This is a genomic window from Roseivirga sp. (assembly GCF_049099775.1).
GTDB lineage: Bacteria > Bacteroidota > Bacteroidia > Cytophagales > Cyclobacteriaceae > Roseivirga.
In genome coordinates, this window is record NZ_JAGDZM010000009.1 from 152,620 (window position 1) to 167,620 (window position 15,001).

At 38.5% G+C, this 15,001-nt stretch carries 17 protein-coding genes and 1 pseudogene; 11 read left to right on the forward strand and 7 right to left on the reverse strand.

Translation table 11 applies throughout. From position 1 onward, the window contains the following. Window positions 1–10: 10 nt before the first annotated feature. Window positions 11–700 carry a hypothetical protein gene (locus JXQ92_RS15435; RefSeq protein WP_421987534.1) on the reverse strand — a complete coding sequence of 230 codons (690 nt, stop codon included), beginning with the start codon at window positions 698–700 and terminating at the stop codon, window positions 11–13. Between the two features lie 223 nt (window positions 701–923). Between JXQ92_RS15435 and JXQ92_RS15440 the strand changes: the two genes are divergently transcribed. After that, window positions 924–1,730: a toxin-antitoxin system YwqK family antitoxin gene (locus JXQ92_RS15440; protein ID WP_421987535.1), complete on the forward strand. Its 807-nt coding sequence runs from the start codon at window positions 924–926 to the stop codon at window positions 1,728–1,730. Here the strand turns inward: JXQ92_RS15440 and JXQ92_RS15445 are convergent. Continuing rightward, window positions 1,724–2,101: a YraN family protein gene (locus JXQ92_RS15445; RefSeq protein ID WP_421987536.1), complete on the reverse strand. Its 378-nt coding sequence runs from the start codon at window positions 2,099–2,101 to the stop codon at window positions 1,724–1,726. The genes JXQ92_RS15440 and JXQ92_RS15445 overlap by 7 nt on opposite strands. A gap of 40 nt (window positions 2,102–2,141) precedes the next feature. Here JXQ92_RS15445 and pgi point away from each other — a divergent pair, with 40 nt between their 5' ends. From pgi to JXQ92_RS15495, 10 genes are all read left to right on the forward strand, one after another. After that, window positions 2,142–3,794 carry a glucose-6-phosphate isomerase gene (gene pgi, locus JXQ92_RS15450; RefSeq protein WP_421987537.1) on the forward strand — a complete coding sequence of 551 codons (1,653 nt, stop codon included), beginning with the start codon at window positions 2,142–2,144 and terminating at the stop codon, window positions 3,792–3,794. Then, complete coding sequence (locus JXQ92_RS15455) at window positions 3,794–4,783, forward strand: type I phosphomannose isomerase catalytic subunit (protein WP_421987538.1); 990 nt, start codon at window positions 3,794–3,796, stop codon at window positions 4,781–4,783. Before pgi ends, JXQ92_RS15455 begins: the two co-directional genes overlap by 1 nt. Before the next feature lie 14 nt (window positions 4,784–4,797). Further along, a complete protein-coding gene (locus JXQ92_RS15460; protein WP_421987539.1) occupies window positions 4,798–4,986 on the forward strand; it encodes a hypothetical protein in 189 nt (62 codons plus the stop codon). A 35-nt stretch (window positions 4,987–5,021) separates the two neighbouring features. Beyond that, window positions 5,022–5,756, forward strand: a complete 735-nt coding sequence (gene lipB, locus JXQ92_RS15465; RefSeq protein ID WP_421987540.1) for a lipoyl(octanoyl) transferase LipB — start codon at window positions 5,022–5,024, stop codon at window positions 5,754–5,756. Continuing rightward, the gene (locus JXQ92_RS15470) at window positions 5,746–6,882 is read left to right on the forward strand and encodes a glycoside hydrolase family 113 (RefSeq protein WP_421987541.1); all 1,137 of its coding nucleotides are present in this window, start codon (window positions 5,746–5,748) and stop codon (window positions 6,880–6,882) included. Before lipB ends, JXQ92_RS15470 begins: the two co-directional genes overlap by 11 nt. Window positions 6,883–6,902: 20 nt before the next feature. Further along, window positions 6,903–7,301: a hypothetical protein gene (locus JXQ92_RS15475; RefSeq protein WP_421987542.1), complete on the forward strand. Its 399-nt coding sequence runs from the start codon at window positions 6,903–6,905 to the stop codon at window positions 7,299–7,301. A gap of 38 nt (window positions 7,302–7,339) precedes the next feature. Further along, window positions 7,340–8,047 carry a 3'-5' exonuclease gene (locus JXQ92_RS15480; protein WP_421987543.1) on the forward strand — a complete coding sequence of 236 codons (708 nt, stop codon included), beginning with the start codon at window positions 7,340–7,342 and terminating at the stop codon, window positions 8,045–8,047. 68 nt (window positions 8,048–8,115) lie between these two features. Then, window positions 8,116–10,278 carry a ribonuclease R gene (rnr, locus tag JXQ92_RS15485; protein ID WP_421987544.1) on the forward strand — a complete coding sequence of 721 codons (2,163 nt, stop codon included), beginning with the start codon at window positions 8,116–8,118 and terminating at the stop codon, window positions 10,276–10,278. Next, window positions 10,271–11,245, forward strand: coding sequence for a polyprenyl synthetase family protein (locus tag JXQ92_RS15490; protein ID WP_421987545.1), 975 nt, complete (start codon window positions 10,271–10,273; stop codon window positions 11,243–11,245). Before rnr ends, JXQ92_RS15490 begins: the two co-directional genes overlap by 8 nt. Next, on the forward strand, window positions 11,246–11,851 hold the full coding sequence (locus JXQ92_RS15495) for a rhomboid family intramembrane serine protease (RefSeq protein ID WP_421987546.1): 606 nt from the start codon (window positions 11,246–11,248) through the stop codon (window positions 11,849–11,851). Between the two features lie 204 nt (window positions 11,852–12,055). Here the strand turns inward: JXQ92_RS15495 and JXQ92_RS15500 are convergent, their stop codons facing one another. From JXQ92_RS15500 to rplU, 5 genes and pseudogenes are all read right to left on the reverse strand, one after another. Further along, window positions 12,056–13,204, reverse strand: coding sequence for a 6-bladed beta-propeller (locus JXQ92_RS15500; RefSeq protein WP_421987547.1), 1,149 nt, complete (start codon window positions 13,202–13,204; stop codon window positions 12,056–12,058). Between the two features lie 51 nt (window positions 13,205–13,255). Continuing rightward, window positions 13,256–13,537: a hypothetical protein gene (locus JXQ92_RS15505; RefSeq protein ID WP_421987548.1), complete on the reverse strand. Its 282-nt coding sequence runs from the start codon at window positions 13,535–13,537 to the stop codon at window positions 13,256–13,258. A 19-nt stretch (window positions 13,538–13,556) separates the two neighbouring features. Further along, on the reverse strand, window positions 13,557–13,820 hold the full coding sequence (locus tag JXQ92_RS15510; protein WP_421987549.1) for a hypothetical protein: 264 nt from the start codon (window positions 13,818–13,820) through the stop codon (window positions 13,557–13,559). 348 nt (window positions 13,821–14,168) lie between these two features. After that, entirely contained in the window at window positions 14,169–14,447 is a 279-nt protein-coding gene (gene rpmA / locus JXQ92_RS15515) for a 50S ribosomal protein L27 (protein WP_421987550.1), read from the reverse strand. 113 nt (window positions 14,448–14,560) lie between these two features. Beyond that, window positions 14,561–14,863: pseudogene (rplU, locus tag JXQ92_RS15520) on the reverse strand (50S ribosomal protein L21); the annotation flags it as partial. Window positions 14,864–15,001 lie beyond the last annotated feature (138 nt).

Genomic DNA, 15,001 nt, shown 5'->3' on the forward strand with positions numbered 1-15,001 from the left:
GTAAAGAAGCCTACTTAAGGGCAAACTGATTTACATGTTTCACTCCTACATGTGACATGCTTTGATTTTTAATACGAAACTGCTCAAAAGCTGCTTGACTCTCCCACTCGGTAATCGTAAGATAATCAGGGTCGTAGTTGTAGCCGAAGGGAGAAGTTCCATCAGTTAGTTCAAGTACCATTTTACCTCCTGAGGCTTTCGCCACCTTTATCCACTGATCGTTGAACTTTTCGAATAAGTCAGTATTCTCGGCCCAATATGCTGTTAAGACGTTAAACTTTTCGGGGTTAACACTTATAGTTTGGTCTTCTTTTATCTTCCAGTAGGTTAAATTGAAAGTACTCCAGATTTCCCTCCTCATTTCATGAAAATCAGGAACCTCATTTGTAATCTCGGTCGTAAAATCTACTCGCTTCTCATAGTCTCCCCATTTACCAACTATGATGGTTTTTGGCCAGTAATTTCCTTGAAAAGGTGCTTGATCTACCTGAAATCCTTTTTGTGGTACATATCCATAGGTTTGCGCAACACTTACTGCCGAGCCAAAATACTTTTTGAGAATTTCACCCGATTCGGGTACCGTATTAAACATAATAAGATCAAAAGCATCCCCTTTTTTAAGCTCATAAGTCCTCGTCTGCCCGTTTACTTGTTCTGAAATAGTGAGCATCAGGAAGGTCAATAAAAAATAATTTCTCATAACTTTTTTTTGACAATCATACGCGATTGAGATAGCAGGGTAAAACAAATTGAGACTGAAGAGGTACGCGTACAGTATGCGTACTTCATGAGGTATAAATCGGCTAACGTTCAGTTAAGATTCTTTAGAAAAAACTGTCACCACCTTTTTTCAATCTCGCCTATAATTTATCAATCCAATATTTCGTTACTTTGTTGCCATGAGAAAATCAATTCTCTTCTTCATGTTCATCGCCCTAATAGGCTCTTTCGCTACTGCACAAACTAAAAAGCAGAAGAAAAAGAAGTCAAAAGAGGAAACTGAAAAGCCGAACATTCGATTTGAAAAAGGCATTGTGGATACTATTCCTGATGCTGAACTGAAGAAAAAAAGGAATTTTTATTTCGGAGAGAGAACGCGCAAAGCCTTTACCAGAATAGATGGCCAAACGAATACAACTTTCGAAATATTCAATGTCCTGCGCGAGCCAGCTAAAGTGGACAGCTACGTGCGTAAAATTTACTACCACGATGCTAAAAAAGGTCAGATTATAACCAAAGAAGGACGTGGCCAAACGCTCAACAGGCTATTGCATGGCCCTTACAAAAAGACAGTAGATGATATAGTTGTCGCTGAAGGTATGTACTTCTATGGCGCCAAGCATGGCACTTGGCTCTATCAAAAAAGAGACTCTTCTCTTTATGCTAAAGAGCACTTTCACAAGGGCTGGTTCAAAGATTCTAAAATCACATACTACGACGAAGACCGCAAAACGAAAATAAAAGAAGTTATTCCTTACCAATATGGTAAAAAAGAGGGTGAATATTATCTGTTTTTTGAAAGCGGCAATGTCGCAGTAAGAGGAAATTATGTATTCGATAAGAAGGTGGGTTTATGGGATGAATTTCATAATCTACCCGGAGTTGTCAGATACAAAAAGCAGATCCAATACCCTGAACAGTTCTACCTAAAGAACGTCAAGCCCTATGTTAAAATAGAATGGAATAGAAATTCCACAGTCGTTTATAGATCTGATGACCAGAATCAATAGAAGGCGTCTTTAATGTGAAATACTTCCTGTTCTGAACCTTTTTTAAATATACTCACCACATCAAATCGAATATCTGAAGGCCAGTTTATTGCTTCAATATAAGCTTCGGCACCCCTACCAATTGATTCCTTTTGAGCTTCGGAAACAAAAGACTCAGGTGCTCCAAATGATCTGGAAGCGCGTGTTTTCACCTCTACAAAAATGAGCAACCCTTCCCCTTTACAAATTATGTCTATTTCCGACCGCTTAAACCGATAATTCCGAACTATAATTTCGTAGCCAAGATTTATTAAAAAATCGCAGGCAATATCCTCTCCCTTTTTACCAAACGTTTGCATTGATATGAAACTGACCTTCGTTAATTTAGGCATTATAATCAGCTAAATTCACCCCCAAATCAAACTATATCCAATGTTTCCCTCAACCAATCCTACCAAAACCGCCAGTTGGCAAAAACTAGTCGATCATTTTAAAACCATGGAAAATGTCCAAATGAAAGACCTCTTTCAAAATGATCAGGATAGATTTAATAAATTCTCCCTTCAATTCAACGATATTTTAGTCGATTACTCCAAGAACATTATCACATCGGAAACGGTAAACTTGCTTATTGAGCTTGCCAAAGAATGCAAGCTTGATACGGCAATTGAGTCGATGTTTAGTGGAAAAGAAATTAACCAAACTGAGGGCAGAGCTGTATTGCACACCGCATTGAGGAATCGTTCTGGTAAGCCCGTAATGGAATCAGGGGAAGACGTGATGCCGCAAGTCAATGCTGCATTGGCGAAAATGAAGATTTTTGCCGACAAAATTACCGGTGGGCAATGGATGGGGTATACAGGTAAACCCATCAAATCTATCGTCAACATTGGTATTGGAGGGTCTGATTTGGGTCCAGTAATGGTCGTTGAGGCACTAAAGCCTTATGCAACTCATGGCATTACTTCATATTTCGTTTCCAACGTTGATGGAAGCCATATTGCAGAAATATTGAAGCAGGTTAATGCTGAGGAAACGCTATTTATGGTCGCATCCAAAACATTCACCACACAAGAAACGATGACCAATGCGCATTCTGCGCGCGAATGGTTCTTATCTCAGGGAGCAAATGAAGTTGATATTGCAAAGCATTTTGTAGCCCTTTCTACGAATGGCGACGCGGTTAAGGCTTTCGGAATAGATGAAAATAACATGTTCGAATTTTGGGACTGGGTTGGCGGACGTTATTCCCTTTGGTCTTCCATCGGGCTATCAATTGCCTGCACCATTGGTTTCGACAATTTTGAAGAACTTTTAGTTGGCGCCTACGAAATTGATGAACACTTTCAATCTGCCTCAATGGAAGAAAACCTTCCAGTGCTTCTAGCACTGATTGGTATTTGGTATGGCAACTTTTTTGGAAGTGAATCTGAAGCCATTTTACCTTATGATCAATACATGCATCGATTTGCCGCCTACTTTCAACAAGGAAATATGGAAAGCAACGGAAAGTTTGTTGATCGAAATGGAGAGCAGGTGGATTATCAAACAGGGCCTGTTGTTTGGGGAGAACCAGGCACAAATGGACAACATGCCTTTTACCAGCTGATCCACCAGGGCACGAAACTTATTCCTTGTGATTTTATGGCACCCGCGATTAGTCACAATAAGATTGGGGATCATCATGAGAAGCTAATGTCGAACTTCTTTGCTCAGACAGAGGCACTGATGATGGGTAAGACAAGAGCGGAAGTAGAGGAAGAGCTCAAAGCACAAGGTAAAACGGCAGCAGAAATTGAAGCGATTGCGCCTTTCAAAGTATTCGAAGGCAACCGACCAACCAATAGCATACTTTTCAAAAAACTAACACCTAAAGTGCTGGGTAATCTGGTAGCGATGTATGAGCATAAAATCTTTGTTCAAGGTGTTATTTGGAATATCTTTAGCTTCGATCAGTGGGGAGTTGAATTAGGAAAAGTATTGGCAAAAAAGATACTTCCAAAACTCAACAACAATGAGCCAATTTCTCAACACGATGGCTCGACTAACGGACTGATCAATGCTTACAAAGCAATGCGCGACTAATGAATAATAAGAACTACCTATATCCATTAAAATTCGACACCATCTTTAAGGAAAAAATTTGGGGTGGTACCAAAATCAAAGACATTCTTAAAAAAGATTTTGCCCCACTGACTAATTGTGGCGAAACATGGGAAATTTCTGGAGTTCCTGGCAATCTGTCGGAGGTGTCGGAAGGTAATTTAAAAGGAAAAACACTTCCCGAACTTATCGGTACTTACAAGGAAGAACTTGTTGGTTCTAAAGTTTTCGAACAATACGGGAATGAGTTTCCATTGCTCGTTAAATTCATAGATGCAGCACAAGACTTATCGATTCAAGTTCACCCAGATGATAAGCTAGCGAAAGAACGACATAATTCTCTTGGTAAGTCAGAGATGTGGTATGTATTTCAAGCAGATGAAAATGCGAAACTCATTAGTGGATTTAATAAAAACACAAACAAAGAAGAATACCTCGAACACCTAAATAGTGGTAAACTCACCGATCTATTGAATCAAGAAGAAGTAGAAGCTGGAGACTGTTTCTATCTTCCAGCAGGAAGGGTTCATACCATAGGTAAAGGCTTACTTTTAGCAGAAATTCAGCAATCTTCCGATGTCACTTATCGTATCTATGATTTTGATCGCACCGATGATGAAGGAAATAAGCGAGAACTTCATACAGAAGAAGCACTCGATGCACTAGACTACAAACATTATTCTGATTATAAAACGCCATATCATCGCAGCGTAAACGAGATTGTGCCGTTGGTAAAATCTCAATACTTTCAAACTAACCTATTAGACTTTTCTACAGGAATAATTCGGGAGCATTATGAAACAGATTCCTTCGTCATCTATACATGTGTTGAAGGGGAAGCGGAAATTACTACTCAAGGGCATAATACAAAAATATGTATGGGAAATGCAGTTTTAGTACCAAGAAAGTTCCCCGAAGTTCATATTCGTACCAATTCTGGTTTTAAAATGTTGGAAACTTTCATGCCATAGTCTATTTTTGAACTATGGCTGGAAAGAAGAATATGAAGAGCTTCTCCGCCACGTTCTTAAATACCAAGGATAACAACGTGGTTAGAAAAGAGTTTCTAGCGCGAAATCACACTTCTGCCCTACGCAAAGCAAACAGACAGATAACGAAGTACGTTCGTGTATTGTCTGTAGAGCGTGTAGGAGAACAGGAGAAACTAGCCTAACTTAGCGTGTGTATGTGGCTGTGAACGCGTAAGACATGAGTATTCATATTAATAAGACAGTTGAAGTAATAGACCTAGGTACTGATGATTACAAGTGTGTGTGGGATTATCAGGAAACGGTGTTTAAAAAAACGGTTGATCAAAAGATCTTAAACCGCAAGATTGAACGCCCCGAAGATCGAATTACAACAAACAACTATCTTATTTTTTGTCAACACCCTCATGTTTATACTCTTGGGAAAAGTGGATCTATTAACAATTTGCTCCTTGATGATCAAGGACTGAAAGATCACTATGCTCAATTTTATCGGATTAATAGAGGCGGTGATATCACTTATCACGGTCCAGGTCAGCTTGTTGCCTATCCAATCTTAGATCTCGACCATTTTTTCAACGACATTCATAAATATTTAAGACTCTTAGAAGAAGCGATTATCCTTACATTAAAGGACTTTGGAGTCTCTGCTGGCCGAATTGAGGGCCTCACCGGCGTTTGGATCGACTTCGAAGAAGGTGCAGCCGAACCTAGAAAAATTTGCGCAATGGGCGTAAAGTCAAGCCGATGGGTTACCATGCACGGCCTCGCCCTAAACGTCAATACCGACCTTTCCTATTTCGGTCATATTGTTCCATGTGGCATAGACGACAAAGCAGTGACATCGATGAACAAAGAGCTTGGTCATCACGTAAATATGTCAGAAGTTCAAACAAAGCTTACACATCACTTGTCTCAAGTCTTTGGCATGAATATAAAACCGCATGAAGTCTAAAAAGCTCTACTCTTATATTATCCCAATTGTTATAGTTATTGGAGTGGTCAGTTTACTTGGGCTAAAAGACAATGTTTATAGCGGCTCGAATTCGGTTTCCTTTAATATCCCAATGCATGAGAAACACAGGGGTGTTTGTTGGGTGGGTAGCTCAACAGTAGTTGACGCTGCTACAATGAAAATTCTTGCTGATAAACATGTGAACTGGATTTCACAAACACCTTTCGGGTGGCAAAGCGGACACGACAACCCTTCCATAGGCAATAATAGAAGAATGGGAGATGACAGTCGTGTTTGGTGGGGTGAAAGAGATGCTGGATTAAAAACCACAACTAAACTTGCGAAGTCTTACGGAATCAGCACAATCTTAAAGCCTCACATTTGGTTGAGAGATAAAGAAGGAAAATGGCGAGGAGAAATATCTATGAAATCGGAAGAAGATTGGCAAAAGTGGTTCGCCGATTATGAGGAATTCATTTTACACTATGCTGAAGTGGCCGAAGAAGCTAATATGGAGATGTTGTGTATCGGTACAGAATTACACAAAACATGTATAGAAAGAGAACAAGACTGGCGATCATTAATTAAGAAAATTAGAGCTGTGTACTCGGGAAAACTCACTTATGCAGCAAATTTCTCAATGGAATTTGAAGAAATTACTTTTTGGGATGAACTAGACTATATCGGAGTACAAGCCTACTTCCCACTAACGGTCAAAGAGAATCCTTCGCTCGAAGAAGTTAGAGCTGGCTGGCAGCCTCACCTAGAAAAGCTAAAAGCGTTTTCCGATAAATTCGAAAAACCTATACTATTTACCGAAGCAGGATACAAAAGCACGCTTAATTCAGGAATAGAGCCATGGGAATGGCCACAAAGATTGAGCAAAGAAGAAAGAGAAAGTATCTATTCAGAAGATACCCAAGCAACCCTTTATGAAGCTATGTTTAGAGAAGTTTTTGATCAGCCATTTATTGCCGGCATCCATTTATGGAAATGGTACCCTAATTATAGCAAACCAAAAGACGACAATTCAGATAGAAGAAGGTTCTATGACATAGACTTCACGCCACAAGGTAAAAAAGCAGAACAAGTTATGATTGACTGGTATTCTAAGTTCAGTCAATAAGCATTCTCCCTTAGTATTCCATGAAAAAAGACATCCATATTCCAGAAGTAACAGGCATAAAACTGTGCATTGCTAAAAGCATTTCACCACTAGGTGAAAGCGAATGGCACGTCTATATGATCAACCGTAATTTGGTTGAGCTCACTAATGTGATGATTGTTTCAAAAGGTTATGAGAACTTAGAAAAAGATGCAAAGAAAACTTCCACACTAAGACATTTAGTCGGGACAGTGGAACAACAAAGCTTCGCTAAAATAGAACCGATCAACCCTGAGGTTTTCTCTTTTTATAATGAATTCTGGGTAAGCTATTTCATTGTTAATGAGATGTTTGATAAAAAATTTATTATCGCGCCATTCAAAGAGTTCGAACTGGAAGAAATAGAGGAATTAGAACTGCCGGGCAAAAGCGCTACTTGATATCATGTATATTTTATTGTATATTTTACAATAAACACATGGTAAATTTATATAATATACTCTTCCTAGATATAGAAACAGTATCCGTTGAGGCCCGTTTCAAAGACTTATCAGATCGCTACAAAATGCAATGGGCAAAGAAAGCCGATCGTTTAAAAAGTACTGAAGATCAGACCATTGAGTCGCTTTACAACCGCGCTGGCATTTACGCAGAATTTGGAAAAGTAGTGAGTATTGCGGTAGGTTATTTTGTCAATAATAGCGGTCCACATCTCCGCGTAAAGTCCATTGCAAACCACAACGAAAAAGAATTGTTAACAGAATTTGTCGACCTCATTAATATGCATTTTAACAAAAGTGACCTTAAACTATGTGCTCATAATGGAAAAGAATTCGATTTTCCTTACCTAGCAAGAAGGCTAGTTATCAATTCCTTAAAAATTCCTGATGTACTGAATACCAGTGGCAAAAAACCATGGGAAGTAAAACACTACGACACCATGGAAATGTGGAAGTTCGGCGATTATAAAAACTTTACATCCCTCGATTTATTGGCCACACTTTTCAATATTGACAGTAGCAAAGATGACATCGACGGAAGCCAAGTTAACGGGGTCTATCACCAAACAAAAGATCTGGAAAGAATCAGCAATTATTGTAAAAATGACGTAGTAGTACTGGCACAAGTCTTTCTAAGACTCAACCAAATGCCCGCCTTGTCTCAAGATAAAATCGCACTACTTTAAAGTAACTCGACATAGATGCTTTACTCATTTTTCTTCCTAATTTTAAAACATACGATACCAACCTATTAATGGGCCGAAAACGAAAATCAAAACCTCCTCAAAAAGCCTCAAAAGGAAATTCTAAAAAAATTGAGCCAGTCATTATCAACTTCCTGTCGCAGAATGCTGGACGTGGCTATCAGATCAAGCAAATCTTAAAATCCATTGGTGTAAGAGATTCAAAGTCGAAAGCACTGGTAACTGAAGCAATCTTCAGGCTTGAAGATAAAGGCGTTATAAAAAAACTTAGAAATGGTGCCTTTACCATGGAAGTAGATTTAACCACACTCGTTGCCACAATCGACAGCGTTAATGCTAGGTTTGCTTATGCCGTATTAGATGGCCCTGAAGAAACCACCGATGTATGGATTTCTGTGAATGACCTAAACGGTGCTTTGGATGACGACAAGGTGAAGATTATCATTAAACCAGGTAAACACGGCAAACATAGAGAAGGAAAGGTTGTAGAAATTCTAGAAAGAAATAGAGGAGAATTCGTTGGTAAACTGGAAATGTCTACCAGATATGGCTTCGTTGTTCCCGATTTCAAAAAAATGTTCCATGACATCTATGTTCGCTACGAAGATCTTAATGGAGCCAAACACAATGATAAAGTCATTGTAAAAATTACGCAGTGGCCCGACCGCAATAAGAAGCCAGAAGGCATTATCACCAGAGTACTGGGTAAAGCAGGTGAGCACAATGCCGAAATTCACTCCATAATTGCTGAATTTGGTTTGCCGCTTGAATTCCCCGAAGGGCTTGAGGCGGAAGCAGAAACTATTTCTGATAAAATAACCGCCAAGGAAATTGCCAAAAGAAAAGATTTTAGAAAAGTACCAACCTTCACCATAGATCCGGTAGATGCCAAAGATTTTGACGATGCACTTTCGATCAAAAGCTTAGCCAATGGAAACACAGAAGTTGGCGTTCATATAGCTGATGTAACCCATTATGTACAACTGGAAACTGCTTTAGAAAAAGAAGCTGTTGAACGCGCCACATCAGTTTACCTTGTGGATAGAACAATTCCCATGTTACCAGAAAGGCTATCGAATGGCCTTTGCTCATTAAGACCAGAAGAAGAAAAGTTGACTTTTTCAGCTGTTTTTGAACTCGACGATGAAGGTGAGATTAAGAAAGAGTGGTTCGGTAGAACAATCATCTATTCAGACCGTCGCTTTGCCTACGAAGATGCGCAGGAACGCTTGGAAAACCAGGAGGGTGATTATTTTGAAGAAATAACGGCGCTTGATGTGCTAGCGAAAAAGCTCAGGGGCAAAAGATTTAACAATGGTGCCGTAAATTTTGAAACGGTCGAAGTCAAATTCAAACTTGACGAAAAGGGCATTCCATTGGGAGTAATCCCAAAAGAAAGAAAAGACGCCCATATGCTCATAGAGGAATTCATGCTATTGGCTAATAAGCGTGTGGCAGAGTTTATCTATAACAAGTATAAACAAGCAAATCCACTCACGTTTGTTTACAGATCTCACGATAATCCAGACCCGGAAAAACTAGAGACCTTCTCAAATTTTGCTCGAAGATTCGGGCATCAAATGGATTTTGAGAAAAAAGGAGTTTCAAAATCGCTCAATGGCCTTATTACAAACATAGAAGGCACTCCAGAGCAAAATGTACTTCAGCAACTAGCCATTCGTACCATGGCAAAAGCCAAGTACACCACAGAACCTAAAGGACATTTCGGATTAGCATTTCCACATTATACACATTTCACTTCTCCAATTCGGCGATACCCTGACATGATGGTTCATAGGCTATTACAACACTATCTCGACGGTGGAAAATCGACCGATAAAGTAACCTATGAAGAATTATGTGTTCATGCTTCCAGTAGAGAAAAAAGGGCTGCCGACGCCGAGAGAGCCTCTATCAAGTACAAACAAGTACAGTTCATGTCGATTGTTGAGCAAAAAGCATTCGATGGTATCGTTAGTGGAGTAACCGAGTGGGGCGTCTATGTAGAAATTACTGAAACCAAATGTGAAGGTATGGTCCGTATTTCGGATATGGACGATGATTTCTATGAATATGATGAACAAAACTACCGGATAATTGGTAGAAGAAACAAGCGAATGATCAGCCTCGGAGATGAAGTGCTCGTAAGAGTAAAAGCAACTGATATCGACAGGCGAACGATTGATCTAATTTTTACAGAAGAAGATGAATAACAAACTTCAAGAACTCCTTCACGATATAAGCGAACAGCTCGATAAAATCGAATATGGAGCTGAACCCAAAGAACTATACGACCCTATCAAATACATTATGTCTTTGGGCGGGAAACGACTCAGGCCAATATTAGTACTGCTCGCCTATAGATTGTTTAAGGATGATCATAAATCAATACTTAACCAAGCATTAGCAGTAGAGGTATTCCACAACTTTACTTTGGTACATGACGATATTATGGATAACGCACCCCTGAGAAGAGGTAAACCAACCGTTCATGAGAAGTGGAACGAAAGTACAGCTATACTTTCTGGTGATGTAATGATGGTTCAAGCCTATGATCTACTGCTTGATACGAAGGATAACTTAGCAGAAATTATTAAAGATTTCAACGCATGTGCCGCAGGAGTCTGCGAAGGGCAGCAACTCGACATGAATTTTGAGGAACTACCAACTGTCGAAGAAGCAGAATACCTAAATATGATTAGGCTAAAAACAGCCGTTCTTTTAGGTTTTAGTTTGAAACTTGGCGCTATGCTAGCCGGTGCTCGCACAGAAGAAGCTGAAGCGCTTTACAAGTTTGGAGTAGACATTGGAATAGGTTTTCAGTTGAAAGATGACTTGCTAGATGTATATGCCGATCAAGAAAAATTTGGAAAGCAAGTAGGCGGAGATATCATTTCCAACAAGAAAACTTTCCTATTATTAAAAGCACTAGAACTTGCCGATCGTAACCAATTAGAGCGTTTAGAAAAGTGGATTTCATTGGCAGACTTTGACCCTAAAGAAAAAGTAGAAGCGGTTAAAGAAGTATATGCTGAGATCGGAATTAGAGCGTTAACACTAAGTAAAATGAAGGAGTACTTTCAAGAAGGATTTAAGGCATTAGCAAAAATTGATGCCCCCGAAGAAAAGAAGGAAACACTCATTGATTTCACTAACTATTTGATCAACCGAGACAGATAAATGGAAGTAACTTATGGAATGATGATCGCCATTGGAGCGATAACCTATTTTGCTTGGCAGCGTCCAGAAATACATCAGAAAATGATGTTAAACACTTACGCTACATTCCATGAGCGTCAATTAGAACGACTTATCACTTCTGGGTTCGTCCATAACAACGGGATTCATTTATTCATGAATCTTTTCACCCTATATTTCTTTGGCGGTGCCATCGAAGAAATATTCAACACCTATTTCGGATCAACTGGTAGTTTTTTATACGTTTTACTTTTCCTAAGTGCAGTAGCCATTGCCAACCTACCAACGCTTTATAAGCAAAAAGACAATCCAAATTACAACTCGTTAGGTGCCTCAGGTGGAGTTTCAGCACTCGTCCTAGCATTCATCCTTTTCGACCCACTGCAAGAGCTTTGCCTCTACGGACTACTTTGTTTACCGGGCTATATTTTAGGAGCACTTTTTATCGCCTATTCCATCATTATGGGAAAACGCGGAGGCGATAATATCAACCATGATGCGCACCTTTTTGGTGCATTGTACGGTGTAGTTTTTGTACTTATACTGAAGCCTTCCACCCTCGAAGCCTTCATCAATACGATGTTTTAAATCAACGCACTTCTTGATTAAGCATTAGCTCGGCCAAATGAGCCAAAGGTCTATGATTTCCTCTGGCTACAAGCCATGGCGCGGATGGCGAGTATTTATTGAAACACAAAAAACCATTGTTTCCAACAGGGTTTTCTAATATCTAGTCTAAAGGCTTATGCCTTTGCTATTTCCTCCGTTTCAAAAGGAATTATTTTTTATCACTTAATCAGTCCTAAAGGAACCTACAATTAGAATTGGACTATAATTATTATCCCTCATAATCTCATCTATGGAGTTGACCAAATTTCTGTTAAAGGCATTGTTAACTTCTTCGTTCTTTAGGTAGCCCTTAAAAGAGTTAATCATATCATAGTCGATTATTGAGGCGTATAAATCATCTCCAATTGGTCCGCCATTGAAGAAAAAAAACACATCTTCTTTAATATCGTTTTTGTAAACCTTGCTTATGCTATATGTATTAGACCTTGTATCTACCAATAAATTTTTGCCCTGATTTCTTTGTATAAAAGAATAGCCTAAATAGTCCTCAGACTTAAAGATATTTGTCTTTAAAAATGGTGCCGTCTCATTCTCGAAATTATAATTTGGATTGAAGTAAGCGTTATCGTCAATTTTATCAGAATATTTAATCTCTAGATATGGCCTGATTCCGTTGTCGTCAATCTCATAGATTTGTTCAGTGTAATTTGAAAATAGATACGATTTCGATTTATAATTTACAATTGCGTTACCAGAAATAATCGGATGATATCCAGAATCACCCAACTTCTGATAATGTAAAAGACTTCCTTTACGATTAACCACAATGACACCTGGCTGAAGCAATTGGTCATCTATTTCCGTCATTTCATCGGGCACATAGAATAAGTAGTTTCCATTTTTAGTTATGGCAAAATCCCGGCTTATGATTCTGATGTCAATCTTATCTTTGAACTCTCCATCAAAATTATAAGCCGTCAACTCACCTTTCCGTATATCATAAATCTCGACTGTGCGACGAGCTTCGTTGATATCGAAAAAATTTATTTTACCATACTCCTCTGGCCCAGGTCCCTGTCGATTAATCTCACCTTTAAAGTTTCCCGTTTTATCGAAAACAACTATCCTCTCTTTCGAGCCTTCGTGCACAAAAATTAAATCATCTGAGCCTTTGATGCTTTTTATGAAGCCTAGTTGAGCAGCCGTGACATAATTTAACGGGATTACATCAAGTGATTTGAATACGTCACTCAACATCACACTCTCTTCATAGTCTGATGTATCAATATCAATTGTAGCCGTTGACTTCTTATTTTCTTGGCTTGAACTGCAGCCAAACACAATAAGTAGTAATATCGAGAGCTTTCTCATTCTTAGTGAATTGATCAATTTAGAATACAGGTTATCTAAAGCACAAAGCGATTATTTCCTAAAAACAAAAATAAAGGCTTCATTATCTCTACCAGCCCGACACATTTGGACATCCGACTGACTTTTAAGGTTACATGCATTATCTGGGTTTGAATCAACACAACATAAATCTCTTCGTATTCCAGAGAAGAGGTTGGGCCATAGCCACGTTGTTGCCATCTCACCACCAACCATCCATTCATCTGATTCACTTTTGGCGTTAATAGATGGGGTTGAAAAAACACCGATTATCAAAACAAGCGCAACAAAAGAAACTTTTAATATTCTCATCATAAAATTATGGTTAAACAGTTTATAGTAATTGAATTGTGTCATTGCAACCTACGGCCACAGCATTACATGCCATACTTGGGGTGCTGGCAACACAACAGTCTTTTGGTGTAGCTCTAGGCATAGGTCCCATGGGAGTCCATACCAATACATCTTTATATATTACACCCTTCTTACTACCACAAACAAAACCCTCAGGTGCAGTGCATTCTGATGATTGTGCGAAATTAAACCCATTCATGCCAACAACGAGAAGGAGTAATAATATTATTCTTGTTTTATTCATATTATATTAGCTTTTAAATATATTTTATCAATGATAAAGATATATTAACAAACTATCAAACATTTATTTTAAATATATTTTTTCATCAATATTCAATCGAAGAGTTGTTTTGTTTTTTTACATAGCTATACTTCACTAAGAATCCTACTTTGGGTAATTCTCTAGTCGCTATTACAACAATAGTTTTTTTGATAATCCAGTGAACTAAAAAGTAAAATATTGTCAGATTACTTTGAATGATCAAAAATAAATGGTGAATGACGAATACTTAACGATTGATTAAACACAAAAAACCCTAACCTCTTTCGAGATTAGGGTTTTCAAATGCTATAATGAAGAAACTTAAAACTAAGCTTCTGCAGTTTCTTGGTTCTCGAAAGGTAAGATAGAAACATAAGATCTATCTTTTCTTCCTTTTTTAAACTCTACAACACCGTGAGTCAAAGCAAAAAGTGTATGGTCTTTGCCAATTCCAACATTTTTACCTGGGTGATGCTTAGTTCCTCTTTGTCTAACGATGATGTTACCAGCAATAGCTGCTTGACCACCATAAATTTTGACGCCTAGTCGTTTCGATTCTGATTCACGACCGTTATTCGAACTACCTGCTCCTTTCTTATGTGCCATGGTATTTTAAATTTTAAGTCAGAAGAGAATTACCCTTCTTCAGTTGTTTCAGTTTTTTTAGTTTCAGCCTTCTTGGTTTTCTTAGCTGGTGCTTTTTTAGCACCTGCAGAACCAATAGACTCTATTAATACTTTAGTAAAGTCTTGACGGTGGCCATTTTTAACTTTATAGCCTTTCCTTCTCTTCTTTTTGAAGACAATTACCTTGTCTCCTTTTACATGACCGATAATTTTACCAGACACCTTAGCACCCTTCACTGTTGGGGTACCTACTTCAACTTTACCTTCATTGTCGACTAACATTACGTTATCGAACTCTACGGAAGCGCCTTCTTCGCCCTCCATTAATGGAGCATAAACGAATTGATCTTGCGTTACTTTGAACTGCTTTCCTGCTATATCTACTATTGCGTACATTTTGAACGGTTTTTCAAAAACGGACTGCAAAGGTAACAGAATGTTTGCGAAAAACAAACCAAACTAAAAGCATAAATGCAAGAGAAATTTCAATATTAAATTTTCATTTTTTTTTGACCCTTCATACGCAGAAAAAAA

Excerpts from the sequence above, each read along its gene's own strand:
- JXQ92_RS15435 (WP_421987534.1), bottom strand. The coding sequence starts at position 700 with ATGAGAAATTATTTTTTATTGACCTTCCTGATGCTCACTATTTCAGAA.
- JXQ92_RS15440 (WP_421987535.1), top strand. The coding sequence starts at position 924 with ATGTTCATCGCCCTAATAGGCTCTTTCGCTACTGCACAAACTAAAAAG.
- JXQ92_RS15445 (WP_421987536.1), bottom strand. The coding sequence starts at position 2,101 with ATGCCTAAATTAACGAAGGTCAGTTTCATATCAATGCAAACGTTTGGT.
- pgi (WP_421987537.1), top strand. The coding sequence starts at position 2,142 with ATGTTTCCCTCAACCAATCCTACCAAAACCGCCAGTTGGCAAAAACTA.
- JXQ92_RS15455 (WP_421987538.1), top strand. The coding sequence starts at position 3,794 with ATGAATAATAAGAACTACCTATATCCATTAAAATTCGACACCATCTTT.
- JXQ92_RS15460 (WP_421987539.1), top strand. The coding sequence starts at position 4,798 with ATGGCTGGAAAGAAGAATATGAAGAGCTTCTCCGCCACGTTCTTAAAT.
- lipB (WP_421987540.1), top strand. The coding sequence starts at position 5,022 with ATGAGTATTCATATTAATAAGACAGTTGAAGTAATAGACCTAGGTACT.
- JXQ92_RS15470 (WP_421987541.1), top strand. The coding sequence starts at position 5,746 with ATGAAGTCTAAAAAGCTCTACTCTTATATTATCCCAATTGTTATAGTT.
- JXQ92_RS15475 (WP_421987542.1), top strand. The coding sequence starts at position 6,903 with ATGAAAAAAGACATCCATATTCCAGAAGTAACAGGCATAAAACTGTGC.
- JXQ92_RS15480 (WP_421987543.1), top strand. The coding sequence starts at position 7,340 with ATGGTAAATTTATATAATATACTCTTCCTAGATATAGAAACAGTATCC.
- rnr (WP_421987544.1), top strand. The coding sequence starts at position 8,116 with ATGGGCCGAAAACGAAAATCAAAACCTCCTCAAAAAGCCTCAAAAGGA.
- JXQ92_RS15490 (WP_421987545.1), top strand. The coding sequence starts at position 10,271 with ATGAATAACAAACTTCAAGAACTCCTTCACGATATAAGCGAACAGCTC.
- JXQ92_RS15495 (WP_421987546.1), top strand. The coding sequence starts at position 11,246 with ATGGAAGTAACTTATGGAATGATGATCGCCATTGGAGCGATAACCTAT.
- JXQ92_RS15500 (WP_421987547.1), bottom strand. The coding sequence starts at position 13,204 with ATGAGAAAGCTCTCGATATTACTACTTATTGTGTTTGGCTGCAGTTCA.
- JXQ92_RS15505 (WP_421987548.1), bottom strand. The coding sequence starts at position 13,537 with ATGATGAGAATATTAAAAGTTTCTTTTGTTGCGCTTGTTTTGATAATC.
- JXQ92_RS15510 (WP_421987549.1), bottom strand. The coding sequence starts at position 13,820 with ATGAATAAAACAAGAATAATATTATTACTCCTTCTCGTTGTTGGCATG.
- rpmA (WP_421987550.1), bottom strand. The coding sequence starts at position 14,447 with ATGGCACATAAGAAAGGAGCAGGTAGTTCGAATAACGGTCGTGAATCA.